Raw genomic sequence first — 16,730 nt, 5'->3', positions numbered from 1 at the left:
CCGCGCGGACCGCGCCGTGGGACTGCGGGCCGCTTCCGGGCGCACGTCTGATGTGGCTGGTCGCGCCCACCCGGCGGTAGCCGCACATTTGACCCGGCCCCGCGCCCCTTCGGGGCGCACCCCCTTGACGCCGGTGGTCCGGACCTTTAGCTTCACGCCTTAAACAAAGCCTCACGGATGTGCTCAACGCCCGGCAGCAACAGGGGCGTTGAGTACATACCGTGCTGCATCCCCCCGCGTGAAAGGCCACCCCCCCCGCAATGGCCAGACCTCTCCCCACGGCTGTCTCCATAGCCGCTCTGACCCTGTCCGCAGGACTGCTCACCGTCGCGCCCGCGCACGCCGCCACCGGCACCGTCACCGGCCTCGCCGGCAAGTGTCTCGACGTCGCCGGCGCCAACTCCGCCGACGGCACCGCCGTTCAGCTCTACGACTGCAACGGCACCTCCGCCCAGCAGTGGACCCGCGGCAGCGACGGCACCCTCCGCGCGCTCGGCAAGTGTCTCGACGTGACCGGCAACTCGACCGCCGACGGCGCCAAGCTGCAGCTGTGGACGTGTTCCGGCGGCGCGAACCAGCAGTGGACCGTGTCGTCGGCGAACGACATCGTCAACCCGCAGGCGAACAAGTGCATGGACGTCACCGGCAACACCTCCGCCAACGGCACCCGGATACAGATCTGGACCTGCGCGGGCACCGCCAACCAGAAGTGGACGGCCCCGGCGGCCGGCGGCGGCACCACCCCGTCCTCGCCGATGGCCGTGGCGCCCTACCTCTACAACGGCTGGGGCGACCCGCCGAGCCCGACCACCATCACCAACGCGACCGGCGTGAAGTACTACACGCTCGCCTTCGTCCTCAGCAACGGCTACTGCAACCCGCAGTGGGACGGCGGCCGGGCGCTGACCGGCGGCGTCGACCAGAGCACCGTCAACACGGTGCGCGCCAACGGCGGTGACGTCATCCCGTCGTTCGGCGGCTACAGCGGCAACAAGCTGGAGAGCTCCTGCTCCAGCGCGGGCGAGCTGGCGGCGGCCTACCAGAAGGTCATCAACGCCTACGGCGGGCTCAAGGCCATCGACATCGACCTCGAAGCAGACGCCTACAGCAACGGGACCGTGCAGCAGCGGGTCGTGGACGCGCTGAAGACGGTGAAGGCCAACAACCCGGGCACGAAGGTGTACATCACCATCGGCACCGGCCAGAGCGGGCCCGACACCAGCCTGATCAATCGGGCGGCGAACTCCGGGCTGACCGTCGACGCCTGGGCCATCATGCCGTTCGACTTCGGCGGGGCCGGCCAGAACATGGGCAACCTCACCACCCAGGCGGCCGAGGGGCTGAAGAACGCGCTGAAGACCGCGTACGGCTACAGCGACGACACCGCCTACCGGGACATGGGCATCTCGTCCATGAACGGCATCACCGACAACAGCGAGACGGTGACCGTCAACGACTTCCGGACCATCCTCGCCTACGCCCAGCAGCACCACCTGGCCCGGCTCACCTTCTGGTCCGCCAACCGCGACCGGCCCTGCACCGGCGGCTCCGCCGACAGCTGCTCGGGCGTGAGCCAGTCCAACTGGGACTACACGCGCGTCTTCGCCGGATACACCGGCTGACCCCCCACACCAAGGACTAGGAGACCCAGTGCCCCGCCTTTCCTGGCGCCGCAGACCAACGGCCGCCGCAGCGCTGGCCGTTCTCGGGGCCTCGCTGCTGACCGCCGCCCCGTCCGCGCACGCGGCGGCCACCGCCCTGCCCACCGGCTTCGCCACCCTCACCAACGCCGCCAGCGGCAAGTGCCTGGACGCCAGGGCCGCCGCCACCGCGAACGGCACCGCCGTCCAGCAGTACACCTGCAACGGCACCACCGCCCAGCAGTGGAGCCTCACCGCCACCAGCGACGGTTACTTCCGGATCAACAACGGCAACAACACCAGCCAGGTGGTGGACGTCACCGACGTCTCCACCGCGGACAACGCCCCGACCCAGCTGTGGGCCTACGGCGGCGGGACCAACCAGCAGTGGCTGCCGGTCGACGAGGGCGGCGGCGCCTACCACTTCGTCAACCGCAACAGCGGCAAGTGCCTCGACGACCCGGCCGCCTCGACCGCGGACAGCGTGCAGCTGGTCCAGTACACCTGCAACGGCACCGCGGCCCAGCGCTTCCAGGTGACCGCCGTGGCACCGCCGTCGTCCGGCAACCCCGACCTCGGCCCGAACGTGGTCGTCTTCGACCCGTCGATGCCGGCGTCCACCATCCAGAGCCGCATCGACTCGATCTTCCAGCAGCAGGAGACGAACCAGTTCGGCTCCCAGCGCTACGCCGTGATGTTCAAGCCGGGCACCTACAGCGCCGACGTCAACGTCGGCTTCTACACCCAGGTCCTCGGCCTCGGCCTGACCCCGGACGCGGTCAACATCAACGGCGCGGTGCACGCCGAGGCCGACTGGTTCCAGGGCAACGCCACCCAGAACTTCTGGCGGGGCGCGGAGAACCTGTCCGTCACCCCGACCGGCGGCTCCGACCGCTGGGCGGTCTCGCAGGCCGCCGCCTACCGCCGGATGCACCTGCGCGGCAACCTCGCCCTGGACGACGGCGGCTGGTCCAGCGGCGGCCTGATCGCCGACAGCAAGATCGACGGCCAGGTCAACTCCGGCAGCCAGCAGCAGTGGCTGACCCGCAACTCGCAGCTCGGCAGCTGGACCGGCTCCAACTGGAACATGGTCTTCGTCGGCAGCACCGGAGTGCCGGGCACCACCTTCCCGAGCCCGCCGGACACCACGGTCGCCCAGAGCCCGGTCACCCGCGAGAAGCCGTTCCTGTACGTCGACGGCTCCGGCGACTACCAGGTGTTCGTCCCGTCCACCCGCTCCAACACCTCCGGCACCAGCTGGAGTTCCGGCTCGGCCGCCGGTTCGTCGCTGTCCCTGGACAGCTTCTACGTCGTGAAGCCGGGCGCCACCGCGTCCCAGATCAACGCGGCCCTGGCGGCGGGCAAGAACCTCCTGGTCACCCCGGGCGTCTACCACCTCGACCAGACGCTCCAGGTCAACCGGGCCGACACCGTCGTCCTCGGCCTCGGCCTCGCCACCTTCGTCCCGGACAACGGCGTCACCGCGATGAAGGTCGCCGACGTCGACGGCGTCCAGATCGCGGGCCTGCTCTTCGACGCCGGCACCACCAACTCCTCCACCCTGGTGGAGGTCGGTCCGAGCGGCTCCTCGGCCTCGCACGCGGCCGACCCGACCTCCCTGCACGACGTGTACTTCCGGGTCGGCGGCGCGGGCGTCGGCAAGGCCACCACCAGCCTCGTCGTCAACAGCGACAACGTCATCGGCGACCACATGTGGATCTGGCGCGCCGACCACGGCAGCGGGGTCGGCTGGACCAGCAACACCGCGGACACCGGCCTGGTCGTCAACGGCGACGACGTCACCATGTACGGCCTGTTCGTCGAGCACTTCCAGAAGTACCAGACCCTCTGGAACGGCAACGGCGGCCGGACGTACTTCTACCAGAACGAGATGCCCTACGACCCGCCCAACCAGGCGGCCTGGATGAACGGCTCGACACAGGGCTACGCGGCCTACAAGGTCGCCGACTCGGTCACCAGCCACCAGGTGTACGGCCTGGGCAGCTACTGCTACTTCAACGTCAACCCGGGCGTGGTCGCGGCGCACGCTGTCGAGGCGCCGAACAACGCGGGCGTCCGCTTCACCAGCCTGGTGACGGTCTCCCTCGGCGGCACCGGCACCATCAGCCATGTCGTCAACAACACGGGCGGACCGTCGAACTCGTCGAACAACGTGGCGAACCTGAAGTCGTACCCGTGATCTGAACGCCGTGGGCCGGTACGGCGGACGTCCGCCGTACCGGCCCACGGGCGTTTCCCGCGACCCCTGCTAGGACTTCGCGGAGGACGTCCGGGCCGCCGGCTGGTCCTCGGACTCCGGCCGCTCCTGGACGGGGCGGTGGCTGCCGCGCAGCGCCGAGGCCACGGCGGAGACCAGCGCCATCCCCGCGGCCACCCCGAAGACGATGCCGAGGCCCTGGTGGAAGGGGCCGGACACCAGCCGCGGGAAGAAGGTGTGCCCGGTCAGGACGGCCCGCTGGGCGCCGGTGACATGGTCCAGGACGCCCTCCGAGGCGAGCAGGTGCTGGATCGGGTTGTTGCCGAGGAACGTCGCGAACAGCGTGCTCACCGGCGGCAGCGACGCGGCGTGCGTGGCGGACGCGGCCGGCACGCCGTGTGCCATGAGCCCGCTCTTCAGCGTGTCCGGCAGCGAGGTGGCCAGGCCCGAGACCATCAGCGAGAAGAAGACGCCGATGGACAGCGCCGTACCGGAGTTCTGGAAGGTGGACCGCATGCCCGAGGCGACACCCCGGTACTCGGCCGGCACACTGCCCATGATCGAGGAGGTGTTGGGCGCCGAGAACATGCCCTGGCCGAGGCCGTTGAGCAGCAGCAGCGCCGCGAACAGCCCGTAGTCGAAGTCGACGGGCAGGGCGAGCAGCCCCAGGAAGGACGCGGTGACGACGACCAGCCCCGCGGTGGAGAAGAACCGGGCCCCGAACCGGTCCGACAGGTATCCGGACACCGGCCCCGCGATCAGGAAGCCCAGCGTCAGCGGGAGCATGAAGATGCCGGCCCACAGCGGGGTGTCCTCGAAGTCGTAGCCGTGCAGCGGCAGCCAGATGCCCTGGAGCCAGATGATGAGCATGAACTGCAGGCCGCCGCGCGCGATCGAGGTGAGCAGGGCGGCCACGTTGCCCGCCGCGAACGCCCGGTTCCGGAAGAGCGCCAGGTTGAACATGGGCTCGGCGACCCGGGTCTCGATGACACAGAAGGCCAGCAGCAGGGCGACGCCACCGATCAGGCCGGTCAGCACCCACGGGTTCCCCCAGCCGGTGGCGCTGCCGCCGTAGGGCTGGATCCCGTAGGTGATCCCGGCGAGCAGGATGCCGGCCCCGGAGGCGAAGGTGAGGTTGCCGAGCCAGTCGATCCGGCCGGGCCGGCCGGCCGAGGTCTCGCGCAGGCTCAGGTACGACCAGACGGTGCCGGTGATGCTGACCGGGACGCTCACCCAGAACACGGCCCGCCAGTCGACGACGGCGAGCAGCCCGCCCGCGAGCAGACCGAGGAACTGGCCCGCCAGCGCGGTGATCTGGTTGATGCCGAGGGCCATGCCGCGCTGCCGGGCCGGGAAGGCGTCGGTGAGGATGGCGGCCGAGTTGGCGGTGAGCATGGACCCGCCGAAGGCCTGCACGATCCGCCACAGGATCAGCCACAGCGCTCCCGCCCCCGCGCGGAACGGATCGAGCGACAGCGCCACCGAGGCACACGCGAAGATGAGGAAGCCCAGGTTGTAGATCTTCACCCGGCCGAACATGTCGCCTAGCCGCCCGAGCACGACCACCAGCACGGCGGACACCAGCAGGTAGCCGAGGATCATCCAGAGCAGATAGCCGATGTTGCCCGGCGCGAGCGGGTCGAGCCCGATGCCGCGGAAGATCGCCGGCAGCGAGATGATCACGATCGACGCGTCCATCGTGGCGATCAGCACGCCGAGCGTGGTGTTCGACAGCGCGACCCACTTGTAGCCGGGCCCGGCCGGAGCGTCCTTGTGCCGGGCCGAGCGCAGGGCGGCGGACCACCGCTGCCCGCTCACAGCCGCTCCGCCAGCCGGCCGAGGAGCGGCAGGGCCGCGCCGAGCGTCGCGCGCTCCTGCTCGGAGAACGTGTCGAGAACGGCCGCGAGCCGCTGCACCGACTCGGAGCGCCGCTCGGCGAGCACCGCCCGCCCCTCCTCGGTGGCGGCCACGATGCTCCGCCGCCCGTCCGCGGCGTCGGGGGTGCGGCGGACCAGACCGCGCTGTTCGAGCTGGGCGAGGGTGCTCGCCATGGCCTGCGGCCGCACCCGCTCCGTCTCGGCGAGGGCGGTGGGGGAGTCCGGGCCCTGGGCCGCGAGCCGCGCGAGCACGGACACCCCCGACAGGGACACGTCTCCCACGGCGTGCGCCTGCCGCAGCCGCCGCGTCACGCGTCCCACCGCGAGCCGGAGATCGGACGCGAGCCGGGTGGCGTCGCTCAGTTCGCCTGTACCGCCGTCACCGGCGGCCATGTCTGCCTTCACATGTACTAATACTAGGTTTATCAGTCTGGACTGCTCAACCATTCATTAGTAAACATGAAGGTCGGCGGGCCGGTCAGCGGGCGAGGCGGTGCCGCCGGGCGCCGCGTCGCAGGCGGACGGCGGCGTAGACGAGGTCGGCGAGGAGCACGACGGCGCCGATGACCAGCAGGTAGAACAGCCCGTGGACGGCGAATCCGACGAGGCCGAGGACGAGGGCCACGAGGATCAGGAACAGGAACAGGCTCATCGGTTCTCCCGGACGGTCGGTGGGTCAGCGGCGGGCCAGGCGGCGCTCACCGCCCGCGCCCGGGACGTAGTCGAGTTCGTAGTGCGCGAAGACCGCGGGCTCCCGGGTGGCCGGCAGCTCCCCGTCGGTGTCGATCGACGGAGCCTTCTTGACCACGTCCTTGGGGTACGCGACCTTCAGGTAGGCCGGACCGACGGTCGCCTCGGTCAGCGGGACGAACACCAGGCGGCGGCGCGTGGGCAGCCCGACCGTCACGGTGACGAAGCGGGGCCTGTCGGTCGTGGTGTCCACGTAGACCGACTCCAGCACACCGATCCTGTGCCCGGCGGCGTCGACCACGTCATGCCCGCGCCACTCGCGGATGTCGGTTGCTTCGAACATCGGGCACCTCCCCCGTCCGGGTACCCGGTGTGGCCGCCGACAGTCATTCGCCCTTCGGGTCCGGCGCCCGCGAGGGTAGAGTGACGGACGCCCTTGACCTGCAAAAAGCGGGCAGGGAGCCGTCTTCCAGGAGTCCGACATGCTGCGCACCATGTTCAAGTCCAAGATCCATCGCGCCACCGTCACCCAGGCCGACCTGCACTACGTGGGATCCGTGACGATCGACGCCGACCTCCTCGACGCCGCCGACCTGCTGCCCGGCGAGCTGGTCCACATCGTCGACATCACCAACGGCGCCCGGCTGGAGACGTACGTCATCGAGGGCGAGCGGGGCTCCGGGGTCGTCGGGATCAACGGGGCGGCGGCCCACCTCGTGCACCCCGGAGACCTGGTGATCATCATCAGCTACGCTCAGGTCACCGACGCCGAGGCGCGTACGCTTCGGCCGCGGGTCGTGCACGTCGACCACGACAACCGGGTCGTGGCCCTCGGCGCCGACCCGTCCGAGCCGGTACCGGGCTCGGACCAGGAGCGCAGCCCGCAGGCCGTCTCGGCCTGACCGGAGGACCAGGAGGGCGACATGAGCGACATCGAGATCCGCGACGACCGGGCGGCCGGCCGCCTCGAGGCGGTCGCCGGCGACGAAGTCGTCGGCCACATCGAGTACTTCGTCCTGGAGTCGCCCTCCCGGGCCCTCGTGCCCGTCCACACCATCGTGGAGCCGGAGCACGAGGGGAAGGGCATCGCCGGCTCCCTCGCCCGCGAGCTGTACGCGATCTCCGAGCGCGAGGAGACCCCGGTGGCGCCGCTCTGCCCCTACGTCGTCAGGTGGGCCGAGCGCCACCCCGACGTGGCGCCGACGCCGGACCCCGAGCTGCTGCGCGCCGCGAAGGAATGGCTGGTCGCCCACCCCGGCCGCTTCTGAGGGCCCGCACGTGCTCGCCCTCCTGCACACCTCACCCCTCCACGTCCCCGTCTTCGACGCCCTGCGCGACGAGCACCACCCGGGCCTGGAGCTACGCCACCGGGTGGACCCGGACCTCCTGGCCCGGGCCCGCCGGGAGGGCCCCGAAGCGGTCGCCGCGGACGTCACCGCGGCCCTCCGCCGGGCGGTGGACGCCGACGTACGGGCCGTGCTCTGCACCTGCTCGACGATCGGCGAGGTCGCGGAGCGGGCCGCCGCCGAACTCGGCGTACCGGTGATTCGCGGCGACCGTCCCATGGCGGCCGAGGCGGTGGCGACGGGCCCCCGGATCGCCGTCCTGGCGACGGTCGAGAGCACCCTGCCGCCCACCCTGGCCCTGCTCGACGACGAGGCGCGCCGCGCGGACCGCCCGGTCCACGCCCGGGCCCAGGTCGTACCGGACGCCTGGAACCGCTTCGAGGCCGGCGACATCGAGGGCTGCGCCCGCCTGGTGGCGGCCGCCGCGGACGCCGTGACCGACGCCGACGTGATCGTCCTGGCCCAGGCCTCCATGACCTCGGCCGCGACGTTCACGACCACGGTGGTCCCCGTCCTGTCCAGCCCGCGCCCGGGCCTCGCGGCGGCGGCGAGGAGTGCGCGAGCGCCGCTCGGGTAGGTGGGGCAGTAGACCCCCAGAGGTGACATCGAGCCACTGGCCGGAGGACACCATGACGAACCCACCCCCAGCACCCCACCCTCCGGACCCCTACCCCAGCCCGGTCCCCACCCCCCAACCACCCCCAGCACCCGCCCCACCCCCGCTACCGCAGCCCCCCACACCCCCCGCCCCACCCCCGATCCCCCCAGACCCGAACCCCACCCCAGAACCGGGCCCACCCCTGACCTGACCCACACCCCCTCAGGGGCGCGGGGAACTGCGCGAAAACCCACGACGCCCCGCACCCAACCACCGAGCGGGACCGCCCCCTAGGGGCGCGGGGAACTGCGCAAATCCCCACGACGGCCCGCACCCGACGCTCAACCGGGACCGCCCCCTACCCCCTCAGGGGTGCGGGGAACTGCGCGAAAACCACGACGGCCCGCACCCGACGGCCAACCGGGACCGCCCCCCACCCCTTCAGGGGCGCGGGGAACTGCGCGAAAACCACGACGGCCCGCACCCGACGGCCAACCGGGACCGCCCCCCACCCCTTCAGGGGCGCGGGGAACTGCGCGAAACCGCAGCCCGCCCGCACCCCGCAAACGGCCGGCGCGCTACGCCGTGACCTCCGAGCGGTCCCCGCCCCACAGCGTGTGGAACGACCCCTCCCGGTCCACCCTCCGGTACGTGTGCGCCCCGAAGAAGTCCCGCTGCCCCTGCGTAAGCGCCGCAGGCAACCGCTCCGCCCGCAACGCGTCGTAGTACGCCAGCGCCGCCGAGAAGCCGGGCACGGCAACCCCCTCCCGCGTCGCGGCGATGATCACCTCACGCCAGTCGTCCTGCGCCTGCGCGATCTCCCGCGCGAACGTCTCGTCCGACAGCAGGCTCGGCAGATCCGCCCGCGCGTCGTACGCCGCCCGGATCCGGTCCAGGAACGCCGCCCGGATGATGCAGCCGCCCCGCCAGATCGAGGACACCGCCCCGAGGTCGATGTCCCAGTCGTACTCGTCGCTGCCCGCCTGGATCTCGTGGAAGCCCTGCGTGTACGACACGATCTTCGACGCGTACAGCGCCTGCTCCACCCGGTCCGCGAACGCCGCCGCCTCCGCCTCGGACAGCGCCGTCGGCTTCGGACCGGCCAGGTCCCGGGACGCGGCCCGCAGGTCGGCGTGGCCCGACAGGGACCGCGCGAAGACCGCCTCGGCGATCCCCGACACCGGCACGCCCAGGTCGAGCGCGATCTGCACCGTCCAGCGGCCGGTGCCCTTCTGCTCCGCCTGGTCCACCACCACGTCCACGAACGGCTTGCCGGTCGCGGCGTCCACGTGCGCCAGCACCTCCGCCGTGATCTCGATCAGGTACGAGTCGAGCCGGCCCGTGTTCCACGTGCGGAAGATGTCCGCGATCTGCGCGGGGGAGTACCCGGCGACATCGCGCAGCAGCTGGTACGCCTCGCCGATCAGCTGCATGTCGGCGTACTCGATGCCGTTGTGCACCATCTTCACGAAGTGCCCGGCGCCGTCGGGGCCGATGTGCGTCACACACGGCGCGCCGTCGGCCGCCTTCGCCGAGATCTTCTCCAGCATCGGGCCCAGCGAGTCGTACGACTCCTTCGGCCCGCCCGGCATGATGCTCGGCCCGTGCAGCGCGCCCTCCTCACCGCCGGACACGCCCATGCCCACGAAGTGGATGCCCTGCTCGCGCAGCGCCTTCTCGCGGCGCCGGGTGTCCGCGAAGTGCGCGTTGCCGCCGTCGATGATCATGTCGCCGGGCTCCAGGAGCGGTGCGAACTCCTCGATCACCGCGTCCGTCGGACCGCCCGCCTTGACCATGATGACCAGCCGGCGCGGCCGCTCCAGCGCCGCCACGAACTCCTTGGCGGTCTCGGCCGCGATGAAGTCGCCCTCGTCCCCGAAGTTCTCCACCAGCTCGCGTGTCTTGGACACCGTGCGGTTGTGCAACGCCACCGTGTAGCCGTTGCGCGCGAAGTTCCGGGCGAGGTTGCGGCCCATGACCGCGAGACCCGTGACGCCGATCTGCGCCGAAGTGCTCATACCGCCTGCTCCTCAAGAATCAAGTCGATCCCGTAGAACGTGCAAGGGATGCTGCCGCCGCTCATGCCCGCCAGTATCGCCCAAAGGCCATCCTGACCCGCCGTTCGACCGGCCGCACTTGCAGATACGCACCACACCGGCCCGACGCCTCAGTAACCTCGTGAAACGCATTCAGGGAGCCCTGCCGGACCCGTACGGCTGACGGCGCGTCAATGCCTGTTCCTCTCGCCCCCGTTCGGGCGTGACGGCCGAGCACCCGGGGACAACCCGGGGAAAAGAGGCGGCTGATTGCCGTCTTGTCATGGCCTGTTCGGGACGCTTACTTTTGGCCTTCCTGACGCGCGTGGCGAGGGGGACTTCCGACATGGCCGATCACGGCCGGCACCGCCGGTACCAGCCGAACAGGATCAACCGTGCCTCGCTCACCGTCACGGCGGGCGGTGCCGGCCTCGCGCTCCCGCTCGCCGCCGCCGGGAGCGCCGACGCGGCCTCCGTGTCCACCTGGGACCGGGTCGCCGCCTGCGAGTCCAGCGGCGACTGGGGCATCGACACCGGCAACGGCTTCTACGGCGGCCTCCAGTTCACCCAGTCCACCTGGGAGGCGTACGGGGGCACGAGGTACGCGCCGCGCGCCGACCTGGCCACCAAGGACCAGCAGATAGCCGTGGCGGAGAAGGTCCTCGACGGCCAGGGCCCGGGCGCCTGGCCGGTCTGCTCGGTGCGGGCCGGGCTCACCCGCGGCGGCGACACCCCCGACGTGCACACGGAGAGCGCCGCCACCCACCCCGCGACGAACCACGCCGCGAAGAGTGGTTCGGCCAAGAGCGCCGCGAAGAGTTCCGTACGGGACGTACAGCCGCAGACCACCCCGCAGTCCCGGGCCGGCCGGGCCGAGATGTACACCGTGGTGCACGGCGACACGCTCTCCGGGATCGCCGAGGAAAACGACGTCTCCGGAGGCTGGCCCCGGCTCTACGCGGCCAACCGCACGACGGTCGGCTCCGACCCCGACCTGATCCTGCCGGGCCAGCGGCTGAGCCTCACGGGCCGGGCCACGAAGACCGAACCGGCGACGAAGAAGGCGGCCCCGAAGAAGGCGGCCACGAAGACCAAGGCCCACCCCAAGGCCGAGCCCAAGTCGGAATCCAGGACGAAGGCCGCGACGACGAAGTCCGGCACCCACACCCTCGTCGCCCCCGTCGACGCCCCGATCGGCACGCCCTACCACGCGTCCGGCTCGCACTGGTCGAAGGGCTACCACACCGGCGTCGACTTCCTCGCGCCCACCGGCACCTCCGTGAAGGCGGTCGAGGCCGGGCAGGTCGTCACGGCGGGCTGGGGCGGCTCCTACGGCTACCAGGTGGTGATCCGGCACGCCGACGGCCGCTACACGCAGTACGGCCACCTGTCGGCGATCTCCGTGCGGGCCGGGCAGAGCGTGTCCACGGGCCAGCGGATCGGCCGCTCCGGCTCCACCGGAAACGCCACGGGCCCGCATCTGCACTTCGAGGTGCGGACGGGGCCCGGTTTCGGCACGGACATCGACCCGGTCGCCTATCTCCGGGCCGCCGGCGTCAGGATTTGATCCGCGTACGGTGTCGTTCCAGGAAGGGACCGTGCACGTAGTCGCCGGCGGGCAGCAGCACCTCGGGCACCTCCGGGACCATGTCCCGCACCGCGGACCCCGTCCGCTGCTGCGGCATCCCGACCAGTGAGGCGGCCTCCGCCGGCCTGGCCACCTCCACCGGCTCCGCCTGCGTCGCGCCGACGCGGTCCGCACCGCCGCGCTCGGTACCCGACTGCGCCAGACCCGCCTCGGCCAGTTCCACCAGCGCCTCGACCAGCGGCTCGGGCGACACCTCGGCCACCGCGGGGTCCGGCACCGGCAGGGCAGGATGCGGGGTGCCCTCGATGCGCTCGGTCGTCAGCAGGATCAGGCCGCCCGCCGCGACCACACCGCAGCCCAGCGCCAGCAGGGTGCCCGTCGCGCCGTAGCGGAACGTCTCGCCGAACATCGTGATGCCGACCGCGGCGGCCAGCACCGGGTTGACCACGGTCAGCGTGGCCAGGGGCGCGGCGAGGCCGCCGCCCCGGTACGCGGCCTGCGAGATCAGGACGCCCGCGACCGCGTACGCGCCGATCACGGACAGCCAGAGCAGGTCGGCGGTGGCGATCCCGCCGTCCCAGTCGATCGCCACGACCTTGGTGAACACCGAGGACATGCCGAAGGCTATGCCGGACGCGACGGCGAGCAGCACGCTGCGCACCGCCGGGTGCCGGTGCGCGGCCCGGCCCGCGATCATCAGCGCCACGACCGCCGCGCCGGTGACCACCGCGACCCCGATCCGCCCGGCGGAGTCCAGGGTGTGCGAGTCGGAGGAGCCGACCAGGGAGAGCAGACCGGCCAGACCGACGGTCGCCATGATCGCGCCCCGCCAGGCGGTCGCCCCGGCCCGGCGGCCGACGAACAGGGCCGCCATGGGCAGTGCGAAGACGATGGTGAGCGCGCCCAGCGGCTGGACCAGGCTCAGCGGGCCGTAGGCCAGTGCCACGACGTGCAGCAGGCCGCCGAGGCCGTTGAGCGCCATCGCACCCCACCAGCTCGGGCGGCGCAGCGGCGCGTACTGCTCGTCGGGGGAGGAGACCGCTACCTGCTCCTGCACGATCGCTCCGCCGGCGTAGGCGACGGCGGAGACGAAGGAAAGCAACACGGACAACGCGAGGGCGCTCATACTCGGCTCCTCTGCGTCAGGCGGGGCCGCTTGGCCCCGCGCGGTGATCGGTCGGCTTCCATGAGCAACACTCTGCCCGTCCGCGTGCTTCCCGTCGTCGTACCTGAGCACCTAATGGGTCCTACTACCGATGGAGTACGGCGGGATCCCGATCATCCCCAGGGTGGGGGCCGCCGGGTGGAGGCGGCGTGTCCCCGGGCTCCCGGGGACCCTGGTACTACTGCTGTTCGTGGACCTCTTCGAGGAGCTGGACCCCGATCTCGCCGCGCTCCGGCCGCTCGGCGGCTTCTTCGTGCTGCGCACGGTCCGACCGGCGGTAGGAGGCCCCGACGCGGCGCGGATCGGCCGGCTCGCGACCCTGGCAAAGGGCTATAAAAAACTCACGTCGGATGTTTACGGGAATGTCCTTACTTTCCGTGTCGAGGTCGTTTCGGGGCGTCTGGGCACCGCCGAGCCCCGCGTCGCCGCCTCCGTCGCCCACCAGGCGCTGGCCGCCCGGCTCTGGTCCGTCGCCCTCGGCTGCGCCGTCCGCTACGGCCGCCTGCCCGACCTCGACCCGGACCTGCTCCGCTGGGACCCCGCCGCCGGCGCTCCCGACGACCTCTGGCTCACCGAGGTGCGCCCACTGCCCGCCGGTACCGGTACCGGCCCCGATCCGGCCGCGCCCGCCGACCCGGAGGAGCTCGCCGACGCCGTCGTACGAGCCGTGGTGCACGCCCATCTCGAACCCCTCGGTGCGGCCCTGCGGGACCGCTACCGACTCGCCGCCGGTCTGCTGCGGGGCAACGCCGGCTCCGCGCTGGCCGGTGCCGCCCGCGAGCTGGACCGCTGGGCGCGTACGAACGACTGTGCGGATTCGGTCGCCCGGACCCGTACCCTCGCCGACGCCCTCTTCGCGCACCCCCTGCTGAAATCCACCGGCACCCGCACCGGCCTGGCCTTCCGGCGCCGCAGCTGCTGTCTCTACTACCGGGTACCGGGCGGCGGGGTCTGCGGTGACTGTTGTTTCACACAACCACCGCGCTCTTCCCCGCGCGCCGCATCTGGGTGACCATGGAACAACCGGCCGTGGAGAGCGAGGGGTTGCGGGTGCGAGTCGGACTGCTGACGCGGGAGTACCCCCCGGACGTCTACGGCGGCGCGGGTGTTCACGTGGAGTTCCTCGCCCGTGAGTTGCGGCCCCTGGTAGACCTGGAGGTGCACTGCTGGGGCGAGGGCCGCGGGGTCGGCGTCGTCCGGCACCGCCCCTGGTCCGCCCTGGACACCGCCAACGACGCGCTGCGCACCTTCTCCGTCGACCTGGCGATGGCCGCGGGCCTCGAAGGCCGCGAACTCGTCCACTCCCACACCTGGTACGCCAACCTGGCCGGCCACGTCGCCAAGATGCTCTACGGCGTCCCGCACGTGGTGACCGCCCACTCGCTGGAGCCGCTGCGGCCCTGGAAGGCCGAGCAACTCGGCGGCGGCTACGCCCTGTCGAGCTGGGCCGAGCGCAGCGCGATCGAGGCCGCCGACGGCGTGATCGCGGTGTCCGGGGCGATGCGCGCGGACATCCTCGACTGCTACCCGGCGCTGGACCCGGCGAAGGTCCACGTCGTGCACAACGGCATCGACACGGCCCTCTACCGCCCGGACCGCTCCACCGACGTCCTGGCCAGGACCGGCATCGACCCCGGCCGCCCCTACGTGCTGTTCGTCGGCCGGATCACCCGCCAGAAGGGCGTGCCCCATCTGCTGCGCGCGGTACGGGACATCGACCCGGCGGCCCAGGTCGTCCTCTGCGCGGGGGCGCCCGACACGCCGGAGATCGACCGGGAGTTCCGCGAGCTGTTCGCGGAGCTGAGCCGGGTCCGCGAGGGCGTGCACTGGATCCCGCAGATGCTGCCCCGCGCCGACGTCATCCAACTCCTCACCCACGCTGCCGTGTTCGCCTGCCCCTCGGTCTACGAGCCGCTCGGCATCGTCAACCTGGAGGCGATGGCCTGCGGCACGCCCGTGGTGGCGTCCCGGGTCGGCGGTATCCCCGAGGTCGTCGAGGACGGCAAGACGGGCCTGCTGGTCGATCTGGACGACGACTTCGAGCAGGGCCTGACACGGGCGCTGGACACGGTCGTCGGGGACCGGGAGACGGCCCGCCGGATGGGCGAGGCCGGACGGGAGCGGGCCGTCGGGGAGTTCGGCTGGGACGCCGTGGCCCGGCGCACGGTCCGGCTCTACGAGGAGATCCTCAAGCAGGCGTAACGACAGGCGTAACGAACAGGCCGCCTGTTCGACGTGATCCCGGTGCAGGCTTAGCGGGTGTGCTCCCAGGGCAGGCATGGAGCACCAGGGTGAGGGGAGCGGCCATGCGTCGTGGTGGACCTTCGGTACTCGGGATCGTGCTGGCCGGCGGGGAGGGCAAACGCCTGATGCCGCTGACCGCCGACCGGGCCAAACCAGCGGTCACCTTCGGCGGTACCTACCGTCTGGTCGACTTCGTGCTGTCGAACCTGGTCAACGCGGACGTGCTGCGCATCTGCGTGCTGACGCAGTACAAGTCGCACTCGCTGGACCGGCACATCACCACCACCTGGCGGATGTCCAGTCTGCTCGGCAACTACGTCACGCCGGTCCCGGCCCAGCAGCGGCTCGGCCCGCGCTGGTACCTGGGCAGCGCCGACGCCATCCTGCAGTCCCTCAACCTGATCCACGACGAACAGCCCGACTACGTCGCGGTGTTCGGCGCCGACCACGTCTACCGCATGGACCCGCGGCAGATGCTCCAGCAGCACATCGAGGGCGGCGTAGGGGTCACGGTCGCGGGCATCCGCATCCCGCGCGCGGAGTCCTCGGCGTTCGGCGTGATCGCCCCGGGCTCGGACGGGCAGACGATAGAGACCTTCCTGGAGAAGCCGGCCGACCCGCCGGGCCTGCCGGACGCCCCGGACTGCGTCTTCGCCTCGATGGGCAACTACATCTTCACCACCAAGACCCTGGTGGAGGCCCTGCACCGGGACGCCGAGGACGAGCACTCGGTGCACGACATGGGCGGTTCGATCCTGCCCCAGCTGACCGCCCGCGGCGAGGCCCAGCTCTACGACTTCGGCACCAACCACGTCCCCGGCGAGACCAGCCGCGACCGCGGCTACTGGCGGGACGTCGGCACCCTCGACGCGTACTACGACGCCCACATGGACCTGATCGCCGAGCGGCCCGCGTTCAACCTCTTCAACCGCAGCTGGCCCATCTACACCCACTCCAACCAGCTCTCCCCGGCCCGCTTCAACGCCGGTGGCATGGCGAGCGAGTCCATCATCAGCGCCGGCTGCCTGATACGGGGCCAGGTCACCCGGTCCGTGCTCTCCCCGGGCGTGCGCGTCGACCCGGGCGCGGTGGTCCAGGGGTCGGTCCTGCACGACAACGTCATCATCGGGCGCGGCGCCGTGGTGCGCGGCGCGGTCCTGGACAAGAACGTCGAGGTCCCGCCCGGCGCGACGATAGGCGTCAACCCGGACCGCGACACGGAGCTCTACACCGTCTCCAAGGGCGGGGTCATCGGCCTCGGGAAGGGACAGCTGGTCTCCTAGCCCCGCCCCGGGTGCCCGCCGACTCGGGCGCGACGCGCTGCGAGT

Annotated in this window: 15 protein-coding genes; 9 read left to right on the top strand and 6 right to left on the bottom strand. The window is 71.6% G+C overall.

Annotation, left to right across the window (positions count from 1 at the left end; all coding sequences use genetic code 11):
* The first annotated feature begins 260 nt into the window (after positions 1 to 260).
* The gene (locus tag ACGF5O_RS09170) at positions 261 to 1,622 is read left to right on the top strand and encodes a ricin-type beta-trefoil lectin domain protein (RefSeq protein WP_393809266.1); all 1,362 of its coding nucleotides are present in this window, start codon (positions 261 to 263) and stop codon (positions 1,620 to 1,622) included.
* 28 nt (positions 1,623 to 1,650) lie between these two features.
* A complete protein-coding gene (locus tag ACGF5O_RS09165; RefSeq protein ID WP_393809265.1) occupies positions 1,651 to 3,840 on the top strand; it encodes an RICIN domain-containing protein in 2,190 nt (729 codons plus the stop codon).
* Positions 3,841 to 3,909: 69 nt separating this feature from the next.
* Here the strand turns inward: ACGF5O_RS09165 and ACGF5O_RS09160 are convergent, their stop codons facing one another.
* From ACGF5O_RS09160 to ACGF5O_RS09145, 4 genes are all read right to left on the bottom strand, one after another.
* Positions 3,910 to 5,556: an MFS transporter gene (locus tag ACGF5O_RS09160; protein WP_393809567.1), complete on the bottom strand. Its 1,647-nt coding sequence runs from the start codon at positions 5,554 to 5,556 to the stop codon at positions 3,910 to 3,912.
* A gap of 116 nt (positions 5,557 to 5,672) precedes the next feature.
* Positions 5,673 to 6,140, bottom strand: a complete 468-nt coding sequence (locus tag ACGF5O_RS09155) for a MarR family winged helix-turn-helix transcriptional regulator (protein ID WP_393809264.1) — start codon at positions 6,138 to 6,140, stop codon at positions 5,673 to 5,675.
* A 73-nt stretch (positions 6,141 to 6,213) separates the two neighbouring features.
* Positions 6,214 to 6,387 (bottom strand): hypothetical protein, encoded by a 174-nt coding sequence (locus ACGF5O_RS09150; RefSeq protein WP_393809263.1) that lies wholly within the window; start codon positions 6,385 to 6,387, stop codon positions 6,214 to 6,216.
* 24 nt (positions 6,388 to 6,411) lie between these two features.
* A complete protein-coding gene (locus ACGF5O_RS09145) occupies positions 6,412 to 6,768 on the bottom strand; it encodes a PRC-barrel domain-containing protein (protein WP_362603265.1) in 357 nt (118 codons plus the stop codon).
* 139 nt (positions 6,769 to 6,907) lie between these two features.
* Here ACGF5O_RS09145 and panD point away from each other — a divergent pair, with 139 nt between their 5' ends.
* Genes panD through ACGF5O_RS09130 form a run of 3 tightly spaced genes read left to right on the top strand, consistent with a single transcriptional unit; the run spans position 6,908 to position 8,348 of the window.
* Positions 6,908 to 7,327, top strand: a complete 420-nt coding sequence (gene panD, locus ACGF5O_RS09140; RefSeq protein WP_362602480.1) for an aspartate 1-decarboxylase — start codon at positions 6,908 to 6,910, stop codon at positions 7,325 to 7,327.
* A 21-nt stretch (positions 7,328 to 7,348) separates the two neighbouring features.
* On the top strand, positions 7,349 to 7,693 hold the full coding sequence (locus ACGF5O_RS09135; protein ID WP_391378574.1) for an N-acetyltransferase: 345 nt from the start codon (positions 7,349 to 7,351) through the stop codon (positions 7,691 to 7,693).
* A 10-nt stretch (positions 7,694 to 7,703) separates the two neighbouring features.
* Positions 7,704 to 8,348 carry an aspartate/glutamate racemase family protein gene (locus ACGF5O_RS09130; RefSeq protein ID WP_393809262.1) on the top strand — a complete coding sequence of 215 codons (645 nt, stop codon included), beginning with the start codon at positions 7,704 to 7,706 and terminating at the stop codon, positions 8,346 to 8,348.
* A gap of 599 nt (positions 8,349 to 8,947) precedes the next feature.
* On the opposite strand, the gene gndA is transcribed toward ACGF5O_RS09130, so the two are convergent.
* On the bottom strand, positions 8,948 to 10,387 hold the full coding sequence (gene gndA, locus ACGF5O_RS09125; RefSeq protein WP_393809261.1) for an NADP-dependent phosphogluconate dehydrogenase: 1,440 nt from the start codon (positions 10,385 to 10,387) through the stop codon (positions 8,948 to 8,950).
* Between the two features lie 364 nt (positions 10,388 to 10,751).
* On the opposite strand from gndA, the gene ACGF5O_RS09120 reads away from it, so the two are divergent.
* Positions 10,752 to 11,972 (top strand): transglycosylase family protein, encoded by a 1,221-nt coding sequence (locus tag ACGF5O_RS09120; protein ID WP_393809260.1) that lies wholly within the window; start codon positions 10,752 to 10,754, stop codon positions 11,970 to 11,972.
* Here ACGF5O_RS09120 and ACGF5O_RS09115 read toward each other — a convergent pair.
* Positions 11,962 to 13,119, bottom strand: a complete 1,158-nt coding sequence (locus tag ACGF5O_RS09115; protein WP_393809259.1) for a DMT family transporter — start codon at positions 13,117 to 13,119, stop codon at positions 11,962 to 11,964. The genes ACGF5O_RS09120 and ACGF5O_RS09115 overlap by 11 nt on opposite strands.
* A gap of 211 nt (positions 13,120 to 13,330) precedes the next feature.
* Between ACGF5O_RS09115 and ACGF5O_RS09110 the strand changes: the two genes are divergently transcribed.
* From ACGF5O_RS09110 to glgC, 3 genes are all read left to right on the top strand, one after another.
* The gene (locus tag ACGF5O_RS09110) at positions 13,331 to 14,170 is read left to right on the top strand and encodes a (2Fe-2S)-binding protein (RefSeq protein ID WP_393809566.1); all 840 of its coding nucleotides are present in this window, start codon (positions 13,331 to 13,333) and stop codon (positions 14,168 to 14,170) included.
* Positions 14,171 to 14,208: 38 nt separating this feature from the next.
* Positions 14,209 to 15,360, top strand: a complete 1,152-nt coding sequence (glgA, locus tag ACGF5O_RS09105) for a glycogen synthase (RefSeq protein ID WP_393809565.1) — start codon at positions 14,209 to 14,211, stop codon at positions 15,358 to 15,360.
* Positions 15,361 to 15,464: 104 nt separating this feature from the next.
* Positions 15,465 to 16,685, top strand: coding sequence for a glucose-1-phosphate adenylyltransferase (glgC, locus tag ACGF5O_RS09100; protein ID WP_393809258.1), 1,221 nt, complete (start codon positions 15,465 to 15,467; stop codon positions 16,683 to 16,685).
* The last annotated feature ends 45 nt before the right edge of the window (positions 16,686 to 16,730 follow it).

The sequence above is a fragment of the Streptomyces sp. NPDC048291 genome (assembly GCF_043201715.1).
Taxonomy (GTDB): domain Bacteria; phylum Actinomycetota; class Actinomycetes; order Streptomycetales; family Streptomycetaceae; genus Streptomyces.
This window is presented reverse-complemented; position numbering and strand designations above follow the sequence as displayed.